Raw genomic sequence first — 18,166 nt, 5'->3', positions numbered from 1 at the left:
GGCCGAGTTGGCGGCAAGGCTTGCGCTGAAAAAAATATTTGCTAGCTCTTGTGGTGAGCGTGCTATTGGCCTATGATTCGCACCCTCGCTGCAGGCAGTAGCGGGGCCGCTGAAGGAGCAAACGCAGCGGGCGGGGTGGGCAACGGGGTGTGAGGCGATCAGCATCGCACCGGAGTGGTAAAAAAAGTTGTTGACGCTTCGCAAGATTGTGTTCATAATCTCGTTTCTCTGCTGCTGATGCAGCGACGCGATGCGGGGGCCGAGGCCGGCTAGGTTGAGGCGAAACGGTTGCGATGCTCTTTAACAAGTAACAGCCGATAAGTGTGGGTACTTGATGGTGCAGGCGTGCTGCGCCCGGGTGGTAAAAGCCGGGTGGGGCGATGCGAAAGAATCATTAAGTCTCATACGAAATGAAGGTAGGTTTTGAGAGAATCGAAACCTGTCAACGTTTTGAGTTGAGCGACAGGGTCCTTTGTGGCCCGAACAAGTAACAGGTTTGAACTGAAGAGTTTGATCCTGGCTCAGATTGAACGCTGGCGGCATGCCTTACACATGCAAGTCGGACGGCAGCGCGGGCTTCGGCCTGGCGGCGAGTGGCGAACGGGTGAGTAAGACATCGGAACGTGTCCTAGAGTGGGGGATAGCCCGGCGAAAGCCGGATTAATACCGCATACGCTCTGAGGAGGAAAGCGGGGGACCCGTAAGGGCCTCGCGCTCAAGGGGCGGCCGATGGCAGATTAGCTAGTTGGTAGGGTAAAGGCCTACCAAGGCGACGATCTGTAGCTGGTCTGAGAGGACGACCAGCCACACTGGGACTGAGACACGGCCCAGACTCCTACGGGAGGCAGCAGTGGGGAATTTTGGACAATGGGGGCAACCCTGATCCAGCAATGCCGCGTGTGTGAAGAAGGCCTTCGGGTTGTAAAGCACTTTTGTCCGGAAAGAAAACGGCCTGGCGAATAACTAGGTTGGATGACGGTACCGGAAGAATAAGCACCGGCTAACTACGTGCCAGCAGCCGCGGTAATACGTAGGGTGCGAGCGTTAATCGGAATTACTGGGCGTAAAGCGTGCGCAGGCGGTTTGCTAAGACCGATGTGAAATCCCCGGGCTCAACCTGGGAACTGCATTGGTGACTGGCAGGCTAGAGTATGGCAGAGGGAGGTAGAATTCCACGTGTAGCAGTGAAATGCGTAGAGATGTGGAGGAATACCGATGGCGAAGGCAGCCTCCTGGGCCAATACTGACGCTCATGCACGAAAGCGTGGGGAGCAAACAGGATTAGATACCCTGGTAGTCCACGCCCTAAACGATGTCAACTAGTTGTTGGGGATTCATTTCCTTAGTAACGTAGCTAACGCGTGAAGTTGACCGCCTGGGGAGTACGGTCGCAAGATTAAAACTCAAAGGAATTGACGGGGACCCGCACAAGCGGTGGATGATGTGGATTAATTCGATGCAACGCGAAAAACCTTACCTACCCTTGACATGGTCGGAACCCTGCTGAGAGGTGGGGGTGCTCGAAAGAGAACCGGCGCACAGGTGCTGCATGGCTGTCGTCAGCTCGTGTCGTGAGATGTTGGGTTAAGTCCCGCAACGAGCGCAACCCTTGTCCTTAGTTGCTACGCAAGAGCACTCTAGGGAGACTGCCGGTGACAAACCGGAGGAAGGTGGGGATGACGTCAAGTCCTCATGGCCCTTATGGGTAGGGCTTCACACGTCATACAATGGTCGGAACAGAGGGTTGCCAACCCGCGAGGGGGAGCTAATCCCAAAAAACCGATCGTAGTCCGGATTGCAGTCTGCAACTCGACTGCATGAAGCTGGAATCGCTAGTAATCGCGGATCAGCATGTCGCGGTGAATACGTTCCCGGGTCTTGTACACACCGCCCGTCACACCATGGGAGTGGGTTTTACCAGAAGTGGCTAGTCTAACCGCAAGGAGGACGGTCACCACGGTAGGATTCATGACTGGGGTGAAGTCGTAACAAGGTAGCCGTATCGGAAGGTGCGGCTGGATCACCTCCTTTCTGGAGCAAGAAGTCTGCGCTTCAAGTACTCACGCTTATCGGCTGTGAAAGTCACAGGGACAGACGAAGGGTCTGTAGCTCAGTCGGTTAGAGCACCGTCTTGATAAGGCGGGGGTCGTTGGTTCGAATCCAACCAGACCCACCACGCGAGTCTGGTGTGCGCCACGAGCGCTGCGCGCAGCGCGGCCCGAACCCAAGGGGGGCATAGCTCAGCTGGGAGAGCACCTGCTTTGCAAGCAGGGGGTCGTCGGTTCGATCCCGTCTGCCTCCACCACTGCTCAATCGCGAGCGCTCCCAAACGGAGTGTTGGCGATTGACCCGTGGGTCAAGCAGTGCAGTATGGCTGTGACGTTCTTTAACAATCTGGAAAAAGAAGCAGTAATGTCTATTGGACGCGTCTTGAGATGGGCGCAGAAGATAGACGGGTAGTGATTGAAAGTATTGTTTTGAGTGATCTGAAAAGACGCTTGGAAGATACGGCACAACGCGAAAACTCAACCTATAGCCGGTGCGTTGCAAGACGGACTTGTTATAGGGTCAAGCGAACAAGTGCATGTGGTGGATGCCTTGGCGATCACAGGCGAAGAAGGACGCGGTAGCCTGCGAAAAGCTGCGGGGAGCTGGCAAACGAGCTTTGATCCGCAGATGTCCGAATGGGGCAACCCGGCCCGTATGGGTCATCCGTGACTGAATCCATAGGTCACGTGAAGCGAACGCGGCGAACTGAAACATCTAAGTAGCCGCAGGAAGAGAAATCAACCGAGATTCCCAAAGTAGTGGCGAGCGAAATGGGATCAGCCTGTACCATTTAGCCTCTGAGTTAGCCGAACGCTCTGGAAAGGGCGGCCGTAGCAGGTGATAGCCCTGTAGGCGAAAACTCAGATGTGGAACTAGGGGTACGACAAGTAGGGCGGGACACGTGAAATCCTGTCTGAAGATGGGGGGACCATCCTCCAAGGCTAAATACTCGTGATCGACCGATAGTGAACCAGTACCGTGAGGGAAAGGCGAAAAGAACCCCGGGAGGGGAGTGAAATAGATCCTGAAACCGCATGCATACAAACAGTCGGAGCCTCGCAAGGGGTGACGGCGTACCTTTTGTATAATGGGTCAGCGACTTACGTTCAGTAGCGAGCTTAACCGGATAGGGCAGGCGTAGCGAAAGCGAGTCCGAATAGGGCGAACAGTTGCTGGGCGTAGACCCGAAACCAAGTGATCTATCCATGGCCAGGTTGAAGGTGCGGTAACACGTACTGGAGGACCGAACCCACTAACGTTGAAAAGTTAGGGGATGAGCTGTGGATAGGGGTGAAAGGCTAAACAAACTTGGAAATAGCTGGTTCTCTCCGAAAACTATTTAGGTAGTGCCTCGTGTCTCACCTTCGGGGGTAGAGCACTGTCATGGTTGGGGGGTCCATTGCGGATTACCTCGCCATAGCAAACTCCGAATACCGAAGAGTGCAATCACGGGAGACAGACGCCGGGTGCTAACGTCCGACGTCAAGAGGGAAACAACCCAGACCGCCAGCTAAGGTCCCTAAAATTGGCTAAGTGGGAAACGAAGTGGGAAGGCGAAAACAGTCAGGAGGTTGGCTTAGAAGCAGCCACCCTTTAAAGAAAGCGTAATAGCTCACTGATCGAGTCGTCCTGCGCGGAAGATGTAACGGGGCTAAGCCAGTTACCGAAGCTGCGGATGCGCACGCTAAGTGCGCATGGTAGGAGAGCGTTCCGTAAGCCTGCGAAGGTGCATTGAGAAGTGTGCTGGAGGTATCGGAAGTGCGAATGCTGACATGAGTAGCGATAAAGGGGGTGAAAGGCCCCCTCGCCGTAAGCCCAAGGTTTCCTACGCAACGTTCATCGGCGTAGGGTGAGTCGGCCCCTAAGGCGAGGCAGAAATGCGTAGCTGATGGGAAGCAGGTTAATATTCCTGCACCGTCGTTAGATGCGATGGGGGGACGGATCGCGGAAGGTTGTCCGGGTGTCGGAAATCCCGGTCCCTGCATTGGAGAAGGCGCTTTGGCAAATCCGGGCGCGTAATTCAAGGGTGTGGGGCGAGCGGCGTTTAAGCTGCGAAGCAATCGGAAGGGGTCCCAAGAAAAGCCTCTAAGCTTCAGTCTAACGAGACCGTACCGCAAACCGACACAGGTGGGCGAGATGAGTATTCTAAGGCGCTTGAGAGAACTCGGGAGAAGGAACTCGGCAAATTGGTACCGTAACTTCGGGATAAGGTACGCCCTGCTAGCTTGACTGGCTCGCGCCAGAAGGGTGAAGGGGTTGCAATAAACTGGTGGCTGCGACTGTTTAATAAAAACACAGCACTCTGCAAACACGAAAGTGGACGTATAGGGTGTGACGCCTGCCCGGTGCCGGAAGATTAAATGATGGGGTGCAAGCCCTTGATTGAAGTCCCGGTAAACGGCGGCCGTAACTATAACGGTCCTAAGGTAGCGAAATTCCTTGTCGGGTAAGTTCCGACCTGCACGAATGGCGTAACGATGGCCACACTGTCTCCTCCCGAGACTCAGCGAAGTTGAAGTGTTTGTGATGATGCAATCTACCCGCGGCTAGACGGAAAGACCCCATGAACCTTTACTGTAGCTTTGCATTGGACTTTGAACCGATCTGTGTAGGATAGGTGGGAGGCTTAGAAGCGCGAACGCTAGTTTGCGTGGAGCCGTCCTTGAAATACCACCCTGGTTTGTTTGAGGTTCTAACCTAGTGCCCTGAATCGGGCACGGGGACCGTGCATGGTAGGCAGTTTGACTGGGGCGGTCTCCTCCCAAAGCGTAACGGAGGAGTACGAAGGTACGCTAGGTACGGTCGGAAATCGTGCTGATAGTGCAATGGCATAAGCGTGCTTAACTGCGAGACCGACAAGTCGAGCAGGTGCGAAAGCAGGTCATAGTGATCCGGTGGTTCTGTATGGAAGGGCCATCGCTCAACGGATAAAAGGTACTCTGGGGATAACAGGCTGATACCGCCCAAGAGTTCATATCGACGGCGGTGTTTGGCACCTCGATGTCGGCTCATCTCATCCTGGGGCTGTAGCCGGTCCCAAGGGTATGGCTGTTCGCCATTTAAAGAGGTACGTGAGCTGGGTTTAAAACGTCGTGAGACAGTTTGGTCCCTATCTGCCGTGGGCGTTGGAAGTTTGAGGGGGCCTGCTCCTAGTACGAGAGGACCGGAGTGGACGAACCTCTGGTGTACCGGTTGTCACGCCAGTGGCATCGCCGGGTAGCTATGTTCGGAAGAGATAACCGCTGAAAGCATCTAAGCGGGAAACTCGCCTCAAGATGAGACTTCCCCGGGGACGCGATCCCCTTGAAGGGTCGTTCAAGACCAGGACGTTGATAGGTCGGGTGTGTACGCGCAGTAATGCGCTCAGCTAACCGATACTAATGGCCCGTAAGGCTTGATCCTATAACTGGTCCGTTTTACCGTTGTGCCGTCCTCGACGACATAATCCTACCGGCTGCTTCTTGTTCCAGATTCGCTGGCGCGCCCCGCCGCGCGACAGCTCCCCCTTTTGCCTGATGACCATAGCGAGTCGGTCCCACCCCTGCCCATCCCGAACAGGACCGTGAAACGACTCCACGCCGATGATAGTGCGGATTGCCCGTGTGAAAGTAGGTAATCGTCAGGCTCCCCCCTTGCCCCCCAACGCCCGCTTCCCTCCCCGAAGCGGGCGTTGGGCTTTGCGGCCCACCGCTGAGTACGCCTGCTCGTGCACAGCACTGCAATGGTGCCGTGCACCGCCTGGACCGAGTGGGGTGGCCCCCCTCGCTGCAGTGCCACCTCGTATGGACGAGCTTGACCCAATCAGTCGCGCCGTCCCCCACGCCCCTCGTCATTGAAGTCATCGCTCGCGTGATGCAACCCGCTCGGGCCCAGTGCGGGCCCCGCGGTGCGATGCGTGCTAGTTCCTGTGCCGAGAAACGCATAACACCCAGGCTTGGTCTGCAGCATGAACGAGATGAGATGACGTGCTTCGTATAGCGCTGGTTCATTTCGGAAAATGCATCCGGTCTCACGGTGCCATCGGCACACTGGGTAACGCGCAACGCGTTTACGATGCGATGCGTTTTATTAACTGTTTATGAGGAGCGGATATGGACCCCATCGGCCCAATGCAAGGTATCAGCGGCTCAACAATACAAGGTGCTCTCAAACCGACGAAATCTTATATCGGGGAGGACGGGAACTTGCTGCCGGATGCTGAAAAGCTGGATCTTCAAAATAACTCCTGGAGCGTGTGGGACGGCAACGACTGGAAACCGACTTCTTCTAATCTTATGAACCAAGCAGCTAAAGACGTTACGACTGCATTAAAAGCCCAGATTATGCTCCGGTAAGTTAGTCACCAAATCTCATTTTTTACTGGGTGATGTGCTCGATTATGCCGTCCTAGTGGCTACAAGGTGACATTTCGCAGCATTGAACAGGCGGCGCGCTTGGCTGTAGCGGTCCCGCGCTGCCTGCCTAGAAGAAACTCGACAAATTTAACTTGCCTTCTTAGCTTCTTAGGGCCAACCGGGTTTTTAGCAAAGTACCAATTTCATGAAAAGCGGCAGGAGCGTCCGCTGCTGCCCGATGTTTCACCGCAAACTCTGCTGGTAAAAGGTAATTCAGTGCGCTGTGCGGTCCTTCTTCGTTGCAGCCCTAGCGCTATGCCGTGATGGGCAGCCCGAGCATGCGCGGGGCTCGTCAACCATTGCCCATTGACGCATTCATCGCGAAACTTGCCGTTGAACGACTCGATGAATGCGTTCTGCGTCGGTTTGCTCGGCTGAACAATTTCAGCGTCACGCCGTTGCCGTACGCCCATTGGCCGATCGCTCGGCTCGTCACTTCAATTCCGGCCTCTGATCCGCCTTGCAGCCCTTTCGAAATAGCTTTGGAAACGCGCCGCTCAGTTCAACATTCGTGCGACATACAAGCCAAAGATGGTGTGATCCACGATGATATCGATAGCCTCCTAGGTGAGACGGTTGACGATAGCCAGGCGCTTCAAACGGCGACCAATCACGAATAGCCGCCTTCCTACACCAACTGCATGACGCAATTGAGCCCGACGCTAGGTCGGTCATCCATGGCGCTTGCTCCTATCTGGACATCTCGATTCTGTCGCGAAGCGCCCATAAAGACGATGCGAAGCCGACGTTTAATAAACGAATTCGGTGCAAGCGTCGGGATCCGTATGCATTCCCATCCGTCGCGGCAAGTGCCTTATCAGACAAGCCTATGAGCCCTATACCGCAGCCGTTGTCGCACTGTCCCCCACTGGGCCTCCCAAACTTTGTGCGTTAGCAGACCGAGGCTGCGAAGGCGGTTAAGCAACGATCTGTATCGGATAACGTAAATCCGGCTCAACGAAAAGGAGATGAAAAAATGAAGGCGGTGTCGATTGCGATTGCGGCCATTACTGTTGGAATCCTAACAGGATGTAACAGCGGGCTGACAGAGGTTTCACCTTCAGCAGCCAATAGGAGCGCCAATGCCGGAAGCGGTCCGAATGGCGGGCATACGGGCAGCCGTCCGGGTAATGACGGCAATCGGCCCGTAGTGAGCCTTGCGCAAGGATACTACGTGGGCATGACGACGCCGGGTCAGCGAGAGGTGGGTATCGTTCGGGATGACGGCGTGTTCTGGATTGCCTACGACCGCGGCACGCCGGGATTGGGCGGCTTTGTCAGCGGCACCAGTACGACGAGCGGCACGCAGGCCAGCGGCACGTTCACCTCGACGGACGCGATCCGCTATGACTTCGCGCAGCGCACGAGCGACGCGGAACGGGTAGACGCAAATTATGTGTACAAGGACTGCCTGTGCGGCCGCAGCACGAATGCGTCGGGTACGGTGGGGGTGGAGTTCGGCTCAACCTACCAAGGGCTGTACGAGCGGCAGCCGACGCTCGCGGCGTTAGCTGGAACGTACAGTGACGGGGTCGCGCAAACGCTGGTGGACGATCAGGGTGTCACGTTGCAGATCGATGCGGGCGGCACGCTGAACGCCCGGACGGCCAATGCGTGCACGCTGACGGGTACGTTTCAGCCGCGCACGGTGGGCAATCTGTACGACGTGACGGTCACGGCCGGGCCCGCGCCTTGCGCGACACCCGGCACAGTGTATGCGGGTGCGGCGGTGCTGGACAGTGGCAAGCTGCTGGTGATGGCCACCGATGCCTCACGTCAGGCCGCTCTGGTACTAACGGGTACGCGAGCGACGGCCGCACCGGCTCTTCAATGAGTCGCGCCTCAAACCGGTGCTCCGACACGGCGAATTCGCTGCACCGGAACACCGGTAACCGTCGGCGATACGCATATCGCTTGCCTTCGGCACCCGCGTAGTTGACAATTGCTATCTTGCCGGAAGGCGAACGACTGACGGTCACCAAGTACCAGGTCGGCGGGTGGGTGCAGGGCAGTTGACACTTGCAACTAATTAGCCGATAATCGTCAGTTCTCTGCGGAGGGGTGCCCGAGTGGCTAAAGGGGGCAGACTGTAAATCTGTTGGCTTACGCCTACGTTGGTTCGAATCCAACCTCCTCCACCAGAATTTTACGGCAGCGGTACTGGGTGGAAGCACCTCGCGGGTGTAGCTCAATGGTAGAGCAGAAGCCTTCCAAGCTTACGACGAGGGTTCGATTCCCTTCACCCGCTCCAGCGTTTCAGATGTTCGCCCATGTGGCTCAGTGGTAGAGCACTCCCTTGGTAAGGGAGAGGTCGGCAGTTCGATCCTGCCCATGGGCACCAGCAAGTGTCGGTGATGCGTTTGCGCGCGGCGCAACGGACCAAATTCCTGTTAGGAGTCGAATATGGCCAAAGGCAAGTTTGAACGGACCAAGCCGCACGTGAACGTGGGCACGATCGGTCACGTTGACCATGGCAAGACCACGCTGACGGCGGCGATCGCGACGGTGCTGTCGTCGAAGTTTGGCGGCGAAGCGAAGAAGTACGACGAGATTGACGCGGCGCCGGAAGAGAAGGCCCGTGGCATCACGATCAACACGGCGCACATCGAGTACGAGACAGAGCAGCGTCACTATGCGCACGTGGACTGCCCGGGTCACGCGGACTACGTGAAGAACATGATCACGGGTGCGGCGCAGATGGACGGCGCAATCTTGGTGGTGTCGGCCGCAGACGGCCCGATGCCGCAAACGCGTGAGCACATTCTGCTGGCGCGTCAGGTGGGCGTGCCGTACATCATCGTGTTCCTGAATAAGTGCGACATGGTGGACGACGCAGAGCTGCTCGAGCTGGTGGAAATGGAAGTGCGCGAGCTGCTGTCCAAGTACGAGTTCCCGGGCGACGACACGCCGATCATCAAGGGCTCGGCGAAGCTGGCGCTGGAAGGGGATAAGGGCGAGTTGGGCGAGGCGGCGATCCTGAGTCTGGCCGATGCGCTGGACACGTACATTCCGACGCCCGAGCGTGCGGTGGATGGCACGTTCCTGATGCCGGTGGAAGACGTGTTCTCGATCTCGGGTCGTGGCACGGTGGTCACCGGGCGCGTGGAGCGCGGGGTGATCAAGGTCGGCGAGGAAATCGAGATTGTGGGCATCCGTGACACGACGAAGACGACGTGCACGGGCGTGGAGATGTTCCGCAAGCTGTTGGACCAGGGCCAGGCCGGGGACAACGTGGGTATTCTGCTGCGTGGCACTAAGCGCGAGGATGTGGAGCGTGGTCAAGTGCTGGCCAAGCCGGGCACGATCACGCCGCACACGCACTTCACGGCGGAAGTGTACGTGCTGAGCAAGGATGAGGGCGGGCGCCACACGCCGTTCTTCAACAACTACCGGCCGCAGTTCTACTTCCGCACGACGGACGTGACCGGCTCGATCGAGTTGCCCAAGGACAAGGAAATGGTGATGCCGGGTGACAATGTGTCGATCACGGTCAAGTTGATCGCACCGATCGCGATGGAAGAAGGCCTGCGCTTTGCGATCCGCGAAGGCGGCCGTACCGTCGGCGCCGGTGTCGTCGCCAAAATCATCGAGTAAGCCAGTTATTCGATGATCACGATAGGGGCGGCGGTTGCCGCCTCAACAGGGTTTTAGGGGTATAGCTCAACTGGCAGAGCGTCGGTCTCCAAAACCGAAGGTTGGGGGTTCGATTCCCTCTGCCCCTGCCACTACAGCGCCGCTTATGCGGCGCGTTCGTTTAAGGTGTTATGGCGAATCCATCCGTCGAAACTGTGAATACCGCAAGCGACAAGCTCTTGCTTGCGCTGGGCGTATTGCTCGTGATCGCCGGGATCGCCGGGTTCTACCTGCTGGGTACGCACGAGTGGTATGTGCGTGGTGCGGCGCTGGTGGTCGGCATTGCCGCGGGCATCGCGGCGGCGCTCGCCTCTGCGTCAGGCAAGGGTTTTATTGCATTCGCGAAGGACTCGTACCGCGAGGTGCGCAAGGTCGTGTGGCCAACCCGCAAAGAGGCTGGCCAGACGACGTTGGTCGTATTCGGTTTCGTGCTCGTGATGGCGATCTATCTTTGGGTTAGCGATAAGACCATCGAATGGGTCATCTTCTCGCTAATTCTAGGTTGGAAATGATATGAGCGATAGCGCAGCGTCATCGGGTGGAAAGCGTTGGTACGTCGTGCACGCCTACTCCGGTATGGAGAAAAGCGTGCAACGTGCGCTTCAGGAGCGCATTGAGCGTGCTGGCATGCAGGACAAATTTGGCCAGATCTTGGTCCCGACCGAAGAGGTCGTCGAGATCAAGGGCGGGCATAAGTCGGTCACCGAGCGCCGGTTCTTTCCGGGCTATGTGTTGGTCGAAATGGAAATGACAGACGAAACCTGGCATTTGGTGAAAAATACCGCTAAAGTGACCGGTTTCGTTGGCGGCGCACGGAACCGTCCGAGCCCGATCTCGCAGCGCGAAGTCGACAAGATCATGTCGCAAATGCAGGAGGGCGTCGAAAAGCCGCGGCCGAAGACGCTGTTTGAGGTCGGGGAGCTGGTTCGCGTCAAGGAAGGTCCGTTCACAGATTTCAACGGTAGCGTCGAGGAAGTCAATTACGAGAAGTCGCGCGTGCGTGTCTCGGTGACGATTTTTGGTCGCGCGACGCCGGTTGAGCTTGAGTTCGGCCAAGTTGAGAAGGTCTGATATGGGTTTCGTGCGTGACGCAACGCGTCACGCGGCAAAGTGTTGACAGCCCGCTTCATTGGCTGTTGAGGAGCGCTGGTACGGTTTGCCGGAAAGCGCGTTATCACTCACCGAACGCCAGGCGTTCACCCGAGGTTTCAAATGGCAAAGAAAATCATCGGCTTTATTAAGCTGCAGATTCCTGCAGGTAAAGCCAATCCGTCGCCGCCCGTCGGCCCGGCGCTGGGTCAGCGTGGCCTGAACATCATGGAGTTCTGCAAAGCGTTTAACGCGCAAACGCAGAGCCTCGAGCCGGGTCTGCCGACGCCGGTCGTGATTACCGCCTATGCGGACAAGAGTTTTACGTTCGTCCTGAAGACGCCGCCGGCAACCGTGCTCATCAAGAAGGCGGCGAAGGTCGACAAAGGCTCGAGCAAGCCGCACACGGACAAGGTGGGCAAGATCACGCGCGCACAAGCCGAAGAAATTGCCAAGACGAAGATGCCGGATCTCACCGCAGCCGACCTCGATGCGGCGGTTCGTACGATCGCTGGCAGCGCCCGTTCGATGGGCATTACCGTGGAGGGTGTGTAAATGGCCAAGGTTTCAAAGCGCCTGAAGGCACTGGAAGGCAAGGTCGATCACCTGAAGCTGTATCCCGTGGACGATGCGCTCGCGCTCGTGAAGCAATGCGCGACCGCTAAGTTTGATGAGTCGATCGATGTCGCGGTGCAGCTCGGTATTGACGCGAAAAAATCGGACCAAGTGGTGCGGGGCTCGGTTGTGTTGCCGGCCGGCACCGGCAAGAGCGTGCGCGTTGCCGTGTTCGCGCAAGGCGACAAGGCGGAGCAGGCAAAAGCCGCGGGCGCGGACATCGTCGGGATGGAAGACCTGGCTGAGCAAGTGAAGGCGGGTAATCTGAATTTCGACATCGTGATCGCGTCGCCGGATACGATGCGCGTGGTGGGTACGCTCGGCCAGATCCTGGGTCCGCGCGGCTTGATGCCGAATCCGAAGGTGGGCACGGTCACGCCGGACGTGGCGACCGCGGTGAAGAACGCGAAGGCGGGGCAGGTGCAGTTCCGTGTCGACAAGGCCGGGATCATCCATGCAACGATCGGCCGCGCGTCGTTCGAACCGACCGCGCTGAAGTCCAACCTTGCCGCGTTGGTCGACGCGCTGCAAAAGGCGAAGCCGGCGACGAGCAAGGGCGTTTATCTGCGCAAGATCGCGGTGTCGAGCACGATGGGCGTCGGTGTGCGCGTCGACTCGAGCACGGTTGTCGCGTAACGATCGATAACGCGGCGAGATGCGACGATGGTCGCGCTTCGCCGCACACAGGCTTTGGGCGGTTGTGTCGTTGCTGTGGGACGACGCAGCCGGTTGTCAAAGACCGTTGGCGGAAGGGTGGTTGTATCGCCTGACCTTAATCAGAAGCCAACGCAGATGGCGAACCCGAAACAGTTTTGCAGAATGGAAACCGGACACTGTGACAGGTGTACCGGCGGAAATACTCCTAACAACCTCGGACGCCGTTTATGAAACGCGGTGCGCGACGTGGTCGGAACGACCCCTAGCGGACCGAATCTGGAGGTTAAACGTGCCACTCAATCGTGAAGATAAGCGGGCCGTCGTGGCTGAGATTTCTGCGCAAGTCGCGAAAGCTCAGACCATCGTGCTGGCCGAATATCGTGGGATTGCGGTTGGCGATCTGACCAAGCTTCGTGCGAAGGCGCGCGAGCAACAGGTGTACCTGCGCGTGTTGAAGAACACGCTCGCGCGTCGCGCGGTCGAAGGTACGCCGTTTGCCCCGCTCGCCGAGCAGATGACCGGTCCCTTGATTTATAGCATTTCGGACGATGCAGTCGCGGCAGCCAAGGTCATCCATGACTTTGGCAGGACCACCGACAAGCTCGTGATCAAGGCCGGCTCCTACGAAGGCAAGGTGATGGACAAGGCTGACGTGCAAGCGCTGGCTTCCATTCCGAGCCGCGAGGAACTGCTCGCGAAGCTGCTGGGCGTCATGCAGGCACCTGTTTCCGGCTTCGCGCGTGCTTTGGCCGCGCTGGCCGAAAAGAAGCAGGGCGAGGCGGCCTGACAGGCGGCCGGGCGCAAGCCCGGTTGGCCGCGGATCGTTGGCTGAGAATCCAAATTCCAAGTTAGGAGTATTTTAAATGGCAATCGCAAAAGAAGACATCCTGGAAGCCGTTGGCGCGATGTCGGTTCTGGAACTGAACGAGCTGGTTAAGGCGTTCGAAGAGAAGTTTGGCGTGTCGGCCGCTGCGCTGGCCGTTGCGGGTCCGGCGGGTGCCGGCGGCGGTGCTGCTGCGGCGGCGGAAGAGCAGACCGAATTCACGGTCAACCTGCTCGAAGCCGGTGCGAACAAGGTGTCGGTCATCAAGGCCGTTCGTGAACTGACGGGCCTGGGCCTGAAAGAAGCGAAAGACCTGGTTGACGGCGCACCGAAGCCCGTGAAGGAAGCGGTGCCCAAGGCTGCCGCTGAAGAAGCGAAGAAGAAGCTCGAAGACGCTGGCGCAAAAGCTGAAATCAAATAACTTTCGGCATTTTGCGCGAAGGGCTGGCGGTTTCGGACCGTCAGCCTTTTTGCGCTTTGTGAATCTGGCGGGCGCCATGCAGGTCGGGCACCGCGATGATCGCCAGAGAAGTCAAAGAAAAGGTCACCGTGCAGAGCACATGCCCTTTTCTTTGTCTTCTGAAGCGACTGCAGAAGGCAAGTTTGGTCGGGTAGCGGGCAACATGGGCATCCGCTGCCGTCAGCCAGCGGTTGGTAGCGGCCAACCACCAAGCTTCTTGGTCCGTTCGAGCGTTTGGACGGCCACAGGGTCTCAGTCGGTGAACACTCGGGCAATCCGGTTCACTGCTGTCGGAGCAATGAACCACCCCGCCGTGATTCGGAGATCGTATGCACTATTCCTTCACCGAGAAGAAGCGTATTCGCAAGAGTTTCGCGAAGCGCCCCATCGTTCACCCGGTTCCTTTCCTGCTGGCCACCCAGCTTGAATCATTCAGCACTTTCCTGCAAGCGGATGTGCCTGCCACGCAACGCAAGCCGGAAGGGCTGCAGGCTGCGTTCACATCGGTCTTCCCGATTGTCTCGCACAATGGCTTTGCTCGGCTCGAGTTCGTCAGCTATGCGCTGTCGTCGCCGGCGTTCGACGTCAAAGAGTGCCAGCAGCGCGGCTTGACCTATTGCTCCGCGTTGCGGGCAAAAGTTCGCCTGGTGATCCTCGACAAGGAATCGCCGACTAAGCCGGTCGTCAAAGAAGTTAAGGAGCAGGAAGTGTACATGGGCGAGATTCCGCTCATGACGCCGACCGGCTCGTTCGTGATCAATGGCACCGAGCGCGTGATCGTCTCGCAGTTGCACCGCTCGCCGGGCGTGTTCTTCGAGCACGACAAGGGCAAGACGCACAGCTCGGGCAAGCTGTTGTTCTCGGCGCGCATCATCCCATACCGCGGCTCGTGGCTGGACTTCGAGTTCGACCCGAAGGACATTCTGTACTTCCGTGTCGACCGTCGCCGCAAGATGCCGGTGACGATTCTGTTGAAGGCCATCGGCTTGACGCCTGAGCAGATCCTGGCGAATTTCTTTGTGTTCGACAACTTCACGTTGATGAACGAAGGCGCGCAGATGGAATTCGTGCCCGAGCGGCTGCGCGGCGAGGTCGCGCGCTTTGACATCGCCGACCGGGACGGCAAGGTTATTGTCCAGAAGGACAAGCGCATCAACGCGAAGCACATCCGCGACCTCGAGAATGCGAAGACGAAGTACATCTCGGTGCCGGAGGACTACCTGATCGGTCGTGTCCTCGCGAAAAACGTGATCGACGCGGACACCGGCGAAGTGATCGCCAATGCGAATGACGAGATCACCGAGAGCGTGCTCGAGAAGCTGCGCGAAGCGAGCGTGAACGAAATCCAGACGTTGTACACGAACGATTTGGATCAGGGTCCGTACATCTCGTCGACGCTGCGTATCGACGAGACCACCGACAAGACTGCTGCGCGCATCGCGATCTACCGGATGATGCGGCCGGGTGAGCCGCCGACGGAGGAAGCGGTCGAGGCGTTGTTCAACCGTCTGTTCTATAGCGAGGATGCGTACGACCTGTCGAAGGTCGGTCGCATGAAATTTAATCGCCGCGTCGGTCGTGACGAGATTCACGGCCCGATGACACTGACCGACGATGACATCCTCGCGGCGATTAAGATTCTGGTCCAGTTGCGCAATGGCAAGGGCGAGGTCGACGATATCGACCACCTCGGCAACCGCCGCGTGCGCTGTGTCGGCGAGCTGGCCGAAAACCAGTTCCGTGCTGGCCTAGTGCGCGTGGAGCGGGCGGTGAAAGAGCGTCTTGGCCAGGCCGAGAGCGAGAACCTGATGCCGCACGACCTGATCAACTCGAAGCCGATTTCGTCGGCGATTCGCGAGTTCTTCGGCTCGTCGCAGCTGTCGCAGTTTATGGACCAGACCAACCCGCTGTCGGAGATCACGCACAAGCGGCGTGTGTCTGCGCTGGGACCGGGCGGCTTGACGCGTGAGCGCGCCGGCTTCGAGGTGCGCGACGTGCACCCGACCCACTACGGCCGAGTGTGTCCGATCGAAACGCCGGAAGGTCCGAACATCGGCCTGATCAACTCGCTCGCGCTGTACGCGCACCTGAACGAATACGGCTTCCTCGAGACGCCGTACCGGAAGGTGATCGACGGCAAGGTGACCGACCAAATCGACTACCTGTCTGCGATCGAGGAAGGTCGGTACGTGATCGCGCAGGCGAATGCGGCGATCGACGACGAAGGCAAGCTGATTGACGAGCTGGTTTCAGCCCGCGAAGCTGGCGAAACGCTGATGGTCACGCCGGACCGGATCCAATATATGGACGTCGCACCGTCGCAGATTGTGTCGGTGGCCGCCTCGCTGATTCCGTTCCTCGAGCACGATGACGCAAACCGTGCATTGATGGGTTCGAACATGCAGCGGCAGGCGGTGCCTTGCCTGCGACCGGAAAAAGCGGTGGTTGGCACCGGTATCGAGCGTACGACCGCGGTGGACTCCGGCACGACGGTGCAGGCGTTCCGCGGTGGCGTGGTCGACTATGTTGACGCGGGTCGCGTGGTGATTCGCGTGAACGATGACGAAGCGGTGGCGGGTGAGGTCGGCGTCGACATCTACAATCTGATCAAATACACGCGCTCGAACCAGAACACGAACATCAACCAGCGCCCGATCGTGAAGGTCGGCGACCGTGTCGCGCGTGGCGACGTGATCGCCGATGGTGCATCGACGGACCTGGGCGAGCTCGCGCTCGGCCAGAACATGCTGGTCGCGTTCACGCCGTGGAACGGCTACAACTTCGAGGACTCGATCCTGATCTCCGAGCGCGTCGTCGCCGACGACCGTTATACGTCGATCCACATCGAGGAGCTCAATGTCGTGGCGCGCGACACGAAGCTCGGGCCGGAAGAAATCACGCGCGACATCTCGAACCTGGCTGAAGTACAGCTGGGCCGCCTGGACGAATCGGGCATCGTCTACATCGGCGCCGAAGTCGAAGCGGGCGACGTGCTGGTCGGCAAGGTGACGCCGAAGGGCGAGACGCAACTGACGCCGGAAGAAAAGCTGCTGCGCGCGATCTTCGGCGAGAAGGCATCCGATGTGAAGGATACGTCGCTGCGTGTGCCGTCGGGCATGACCGGCACCGTGATCGACGTGCAAGTGTTCACGCGCGAAGGGATCCAGCGCGATAAGCGTGCACAGCAGATCATCGATGACGAACTCAAGCGCTATCGGCTGGATTTGAACGACCAGTTGCGCATCGTCGAAGGCGACGCATTCGAGCGGCTGGCACGGATGTTCGACGGTAAGATTGCGAACGGCGGTCCGAAGAAGCTGGCGAAGGGCGCGAAGATCACGCGCGAATACTTGGATGACCTCGACCATTATCACTGGTTCGACATCCGGCTGGCCGACGAGGACGCAGCGGCGCAACTGGAAGCGATCAAGGAATCGATCGAGCAAAAACGCCATCAGTTCGACCTCGCGTTCGAGGAAAAGCGCAAGAAGCTCACGCAAGGCGATGAACTGCCCCCGGGCGTGCTGAAGATGGTCAAGGTGTACCTGGCGGTCAAGCGCCGCTTGCAGCCGGGCGACAAGATGGCGGGCCGCCACGGGAATAAGGGTGTTGTCTCCAAGATCGTTCCGGTTGAAGACATGCCATACATGGCGGACGGCCGTCCGTGCGATGTCGTGCTGAATCCGCTGGGCGTGCCGTCGCGGATGAACGTCGGCCAGATTCTCGAGACCCACTTGGGCTGGGCCGCAAAGGGCTTGGGTTGGCGTATCGGCGAAATGCTGCAAGCCAAGAAAGCGACGCTAGTGCAGGATCTGCGATCGTTCCTGACAAAGGTCTATAACGAATCGGGTCATCCGGAGTCGATCGACGAAATGTCCGATGATGAAATCGTCGAGCTTGCGCAGAACCTGAAGGAAGGCGTGCCGTTCGCGACGCCGGTGTTTGACGGCGCGCACGAGAAAGAGATTTCGCGCATGCTCGATCTCGCGTTCCCAGATGAGGTGGCGCAGCAGCTTGGGATGACGAAGTCGAAGAACCAGGTGACGCTGTACGACGGGCGCACGGGCGAGGCGTTCGAACGCCCGGTGACGGTCGGCTACATGCACATGCTGAAGCTGCACCACCTGGTCGACGACAAGATGCACGCGCGCTCGACCGGCCCATACTCGCTGGTGACGCAGCAGCCGTTGGGCGGCAAGGCGCAGTTCGGCGGTCAGCGCTTCGGGGAAATGGAAGTGTGGGCGCTTGAGGCGTATGGCGCATCGTATGTGTTGCAAGAAATGCTGACGGTGAAGTCGGACGACGTGACGGGGCGCACGAAGGTGTACGAGAACCTCGTGAAGGGCGACCACGTGATCGACGCGGGGATGCCGGAGTCGTTCAACGTGCTGGTGAAGGAAATCCGGTCGCTCGGTATCGATATCGACCTGGACCGGAACTAATCGG

At 58.4% G+C, this 18,166-nt stretch carries 11 protein-coding genes, 6 tRNA genes, 3 rRNA genes and 1 pseudogene; 19 read left to right on the top strand and 2 right to left on the bottom strand.

Annotation, left to right across the window (positions count from 1 at the left end):
* Positions 1 to 498: 498 nt before the first annotated feature.
* The 6 genes from RA167_RS11620 to RA167_RS11595 all read left to right on the top strand — a co-directional run bounded on the left by RA167_RS11620 (position 499) and on the right by RA167_RS11595 (position 6,383).
* A 16S ribosomal RNA gene (locus tag RA167_RS11620) occupies positions 499 to 2,031 on the top strand.
* A gap of 68 nt (positions 2,032 to 2,099) precedes the next feature.
* Positions 2,100 to 2,176 (top strand) — tRNA-Ile (locus RA167_RS11615).
* Positions 2,177 to 2,229: 53 nt separating this feature from the next.
* A tRNA-Ala gene (locus tag RA167_RS11610) sits at positions 2,230 to 2,305 on the top strand.
* Positions 2,306 to 2,566: 261 nt separating this feature from the next.
* Positions 2,567 to 5,451, top strand: a 23S ribosomal RNA gene (locus tag RA167_RS11605).
* Between the two features lie 109 nt (positions 5,452 to 5,560).
* A 5S ribosomal RNA gene (gene rrf, locus RA167_RS11600) occupies positions 5,561 to 5,674 on the top strand.
* The 16S, 23S and 5S rRNA genes sit together here with 2 tRNA genes alongside, the layout of an rRNA operon.
* Before the next feature lie 466 nt (positions 5,675 to 6,140).
* Complete coding sequence (locus RA167_RS11595) at positions 6,141 to 6,383, top strand: hypothetical protein (RefSeq protein ID WP_076785656.1); 243 nt, start codon at positions 6,141 to 6,143, stop codon at positions 6,381 to 6,383.
* Between the two features lie 160 nt (positions 6,384 to 6,543).
* Here RA167_RS11595 and RA167_RS11590 read toward each other — a convergent pair.
* Positions 6,544 to 7,051 (bottom strand): annotated as a pseudogene (locus tag RA167_RS11590) (integrase core domain-containing protein); the annotation flags it as partial.
* A gap of 542 nt (positions 7,052 to 7,593) precedes the next feature.
* Here RA167_RS11590 and RA167_RS11585 point away from each other — a divergent pair.
* The 12 genes from RA167_RS11585 (at position 7,594) to rplL (ending at position 13,681) form a co-directional block, all read left to right on the top strand.
* Positions 7,594 to 8,277, top strand: coding sequence for a hypothetical protein (locus RA167_RS11585; RefSeq protein ID WP_175972415.1), 684 nt, complete (start codon positions 7,594 to 7,596; stop codon positions 8,275 to 8,277).
* Between the two features lie 221 nt (positions 8,278 to 8,498).
* A tRNA-Tyr gene (locus RA167_RS11580) sits at positions 8,499 to 8,584 on the top strand.
* Between the two features lie 36 nt (positions 8,585 to 8,620).
* Positions 8,621 to 8,694, top strand: a tRNA-Gly gene (locus RA167_RS11575).
* A 15-nt stretch (positions 8,695 to 8,709) separates the two neighbouring features.
* A tRNA-Thr gene (locus RA167_RS11570) sits at positions 8,710 to 8,784 on the top strand.
* 62 nt (positions 8,785 to 8,846) lie between these two features.
* Positions 8,847 to 10,037, top strand: coding sequence for an elongation factor Tu (gene tuf, locus RA167_RS11565; RefSeq protein WP_076785645.1), 1,191 nt, complete (start codon positions 8,847 to 8,849; stop codon positions 10,035 to 10,037).
* A gap of 55 nt (positions 10,038 to 10,092) precedes the next feature.
* Positions 10,093 to 10,168: transfer RNA gene (locus tag RA167_RS11560), tRNA-Trp, on the top strand.
* A gap of 39 nt (positions 10,169 to 10,207) precedes the next feature.
* Positions 10,208 to 10,588: a preprotein translocase subunit SecE gene (secE, locus tag RA167_RS11555; RefSeq protein ID WP_076785654.1), complete on the top strand. Its 381-nt coding sequence runs from the start codon at positions 10,208 to 10,210 to the stop codon at positions 10,586 to 10,588.
* A gap of 1 nt (position 10,589) precedes the next feature.
* Complete coding sequence (gene nusG, locus RA167_RS11550) at positions 10,590 to 11,147, top strand: transcription termination/antitermination protein NusG (protein ID WP_013434764.1); 558 nt, start codon at positions 10,590 to 10,592, stop codon at positions 11,145 to 11,147.
* A gap of 141 nt (positions 11,148 to 11,288) precedes the next feature.
* On the top strand, positions 11,289 to 11,720 hold the full coding sequence (gene rplK / locus RA167_RS11545; protein ID WP_041753253.1) for a 50S ribosomal protein L11: 432 nt from the start codon (positions 11,289 to 11,291) through the stop codon (positions 11,718 to 11,720).
* Positions 11,721 to 12,416, top strand: a complete 696-nt coding sequence (rplA, locus tag RA167_RS11540) for a 50S ribosomal protein L1 (RefSeq protein WP_076785653.1) — start codon at positions 11,721 to 11,723, stop codon at positions 12,414 to 12,416.
* Between the two features lie 310 nt (positions 12,417 to 12,726).
* Complete coding sequence (gene rplJ, locus RA167_RS11535; RefSeq protein WP_076785652.1) at positions 12,727 to 13,224, top strand: 50S ribosomal protein L10; 498 nt, start codon at positions 12,727 to 12,729, stop codon at positions 13,222 to 13,224.
* A gap of 76 nt (positions 13,225 to 13,300) precedes the next feature.
* A complete protein-coding gene (gene rplL, locus RA167_RS11530) occupies positions 13,301 to 13,681 on the top strand; it encodes a 50S ribosomal protein L7/L12 (RefSeq protein ID WP_076785651.1) in 381 nt (126 codons plus the stop codon).
* A gap of 40 nt (positions 13,682 to 13,721) precedes the next feature.
* Here rplL and RA167_RS11525 read toward each other — a convergent pair whose 3' ends face one another.
* Complete coding sequence (locus tag RA167_RS11525) at positions 13,722 to 13,925, bottom strand: hypothetical protein (RefSeq protein WP_139337013.1); 204 nt, start codon at positions 13,923 to 13,925, stop codon at positions 13,722 to 13,724.
* Between the two features lie 124 nt (positions 13,926 to 14,049).
* On the opposite strand from RA167_RS11525, the gene rpoB reads away from it, so the two are divergent.
* Positions 14,050 to 18,162 (top strand): DNA-directed RNA polymerase subunit beta, encoded by a 4,113-nt coding sequence (gene rpoB, locus RA167_RS11520; RefSeq protein ID WP_076785650.1) that lies wholly within the window; start codon positions 14,050 to 14,052, stop codon positions 18,160 to 18,162.
* Positions 18,163 to 18,166: the final 4 nt, after the last annotated feature.

This window comes from Mycetohabitans endofungorum (assembly GCF_037477895.1).
In the GTDB taxonomy this organism is placed as follows: Bacteria; Pseudomonadota; Gammaproteobacteria; order Burkholderiales; family Burkholderiaceae; genus Mycetohabitans.
The sequence above is the reverse complement of the archived record's forward strand: the minus strand, read 5'-3'. Positions and strand labels throughout refer to the sequence as shown.

What these genes read in the sequence shown, in the direction of transcription:
- RA167_RS11595 (WP_076785656.1), top strand. Translation starts at nt 6,141, where the DNA reads ATGGACCCCATCGGCCCAATGCAAGGTATCAGCGGCTCAACAATACAA.
- tuf (WP_076785645.1), top strand. Translation starts at nt 8,847, where the DNA reads ATGGCCAAAGGCAAGTTTGAACGGACCAAGCCGCACGTGAACGTGGGC.
- secE (WP_076785654.1), top strand. Translation starts at nt 10,208, where the DNA reads ATGGCGAATCCATCCGTCGAAACTGTGAATACCGCAAGCGACAAGCTC.
- nusG (WP_013434764.1), top strand. Translation starts at nt 10,590, where the DNA reads ATGAGCGATAGCGCAGCGTCATCGGGTGGAAAGCGTTGGTACGTCGTG.
- rplK (WP_041753253.1), top strand. Translation starts at nt 11,289, where the DNA reads ATGGCAAAGAAAATCATCGGCTTTATTAAGCTGCAGATTCCTGCAGGT.
- rplA (WP_076785653.1), top strand. Translation starts at nt 11,721, where the DNA reads ATGGCCAAGGTTTCAAAGCGCCTGAAGGCACTGGAAGGCAAGGTCGAT.
- rplL (WP_076785651.1), top strand. Translation starts at nt 13,301, where the DNA reads ATGGCAATCGCAAAAGAAGACATCCTGGAAGCCGTTGGCGCGATGTCG.
- rpoB (WP_076785650.1), top strand. Translation starts at nt 14,050, where the DNA reads ATGCACTATTCCTTCACCGAGAAGAAGCGTATTCGCAAGAGTTTCGCG.